Source organism: Streptococcus sp. 2741, from assembly GCF_013276315.1.
Classification (GTDB): domain Bacteria; phylum Bacillota; class Bacilli; order Lactobacillales; family Streptococcaceae; genus Streptococcus; species Streptococcus pseudopneumoniae.
In genome coordinates, this window is record NZ_VMKU01000044.1 from 1 (window position 1) to 1,735 (window position 1,735).

2 protein-coding genes and 1 pseudogene are annotated in these 1,735 nt (G+C 42.6%); all 3 read left to right on the top strand.

Annotated features, from left to right (window positions below):
- The coding region (gene tnpB, locus HT671_RS05300) for an IS66 family insertion sequence element accessory protein TnpB (protein ID WP_172923076.1) at positions 1 to 284 on the top strand (284 nt) is incomplete at its 5' end.
- A gap of 54 nt (positions 285 to 338) precedes the next feature.
- Positions 339 to 545 (top strand): transposase, encoded by a 207-nt coding sequence (locus tag HT671_RS05305; protein ID WP_000653988.1) that lies wholly within the window; start codon positions 339 to 341, stop codon positions 543 to 545.
- A pseudogene (locus HT671_RS11610) lies at positions 520 to 1,735 on the top strand (IS66 family transposase); the annotation flags it as partial. The gene HT671_RS05305 and the pseudogene HT671_RS11610, both read left to right, overlap by 26 nt.

The window sequence follows — 1,735 nt, forward strand, 5'->3', positions numbered from 1 at the left end:
GCATTGATTCACTGGCTTATCTGGTTAAAACCCACTTTGAATTGGATCCTTTCTCCGGTCAAGTTTTTCTCTTTTGTGGTGGACGTAAAGACCGCTTTAAAGCCCTTTACTGGGATGGTCAAGGATTTTGGCTACTATATAAACGCTTTGAGAACGGTAAGTTGACTTGGCCAAGTACAGAAAAGGATGTCAAAGCTCTCACACCTGAACAAGTAGACTGGCTGATGAAGGGCTTTTCTATCACTCCCCAAATAAATTCATCAGAAAGTCGTGATTTCTATTGAAATGATGCCTTTCTTTTTAGTATAATAAAGTTAGAAAACAAGGAGGGGAAGACGATGAAAGACTTATTAAAAATCATTCAACAACAGAGTGCTACAATTGATAGTCTCACCAATGAACTTGCCCTTCTTCGTGAACAAGTGGCTTATCTAACGCAAAAGCTCTATGGAAAATCCTCTGAGAAAAGTGTTTGTCCATCTGGACAAGTCAGCCTTTTTGAGGAGGAAGCTTCATCTGATGAAGATGGAGAGGTTCCCAGTTGAAAGAGAAGAAATCACCTATAAACGTAAGAAAGCTAAAGGAAAACGTCAAGCTCTTCTTGCCCAATTCGATTCAGAAGAAGTTCATCATCGCTTAGAGGATTGCATTTGCCCTGACTGTCAGGGAGAGCTAAAAGAGATTGGAGCGAGTCTTCAAGGCCAAGAATTAGTCTTTATTCCTGCGCAATTAAAACGCATAGATCATATCCAACACTCTTACAAATGCCAAGCATGCAGTGAGAAAAATCCGAGTGATAAAATTGTGAAAGCTCCTATCCCTAAAGCCCCTTTGGCGCATAGCCTTGGCTCAGCTTCTATTATCGCTCACACCATCCATCAGAAGTTTAATCTGAAGGTCCCCAATTATCGCCAAGAAGAAGATTGGGCTAGGATGGGTTTACCAATCACACGTAAGGAAATCTCTAATTGGCATATCAAGGCGAGTCAATACTATTTGGAGCCCCTCTATAACCTCTTGCGAGAGAGACTATTGACTCAGCCCTTACTTCATGCGGATGAAACTTCTTATAGGGTGCTAGAGAGTGATAGCCATCTGACCTACTATTGGACTTTTTTGTCTGGGAAAGCTGAGAAGCAAGGAATCACGCTGTACCACCATGATCAGCGTCGAAGTGGTTCAGTAGTACAAGAATTCCTAGGAGATTATTCTGGATATGTGCATTGTGATATGTTGCGGCAGTAACTTAGGACTTTAGTCCTCTAGTTCTGCCTATGCGATAGCAGTCCAAGGTTTAGGAGCAAGGCGACGCTAAGCTTGGTAAACTGCGAACCGCTAGAAGCTTATCGTCAACTGGAAGAAGCTGAACTTGTTGGATGTTGGGCGCATGTGAGAAGGAAGTTTTTTGAATCCACCCCCAAGCAAGCAGATAACTCATCCTTAGGAGCTAAAGGTTTAGCTTATTGTGACCAGTTATTTGCCTTGGAAAGAGACTGGGAGGTTTTGCCAGCTGATGAACGACTACAGAAACGTCAAGAAGAGCTCCAACCCCTAATGGAAGACTTCTTTGCTTGGTGTCGGCGTCAGTCAGTTTTACCTGGTTCAAAACTAGGAAGGGCAATTGAATACAGTCTCAAGTATGAAGAAACCTTTAAGGCCATTTTGAAAGACGGGCATCTGGTCCTTTCCAATAATCTAGCTGAACGCGCCATTAAATCATTGGTTATGGGACGTA

Bases quoted from the DNA above. Each gene is read 5' to 3' on its own strand.
- HT671_RS05305 (WP_000653988.1), top strand. From the start codon at position 339: ATGAAAGACTTATTAAAAATCATTCAACAACAGAGTGCTACAATTGAT.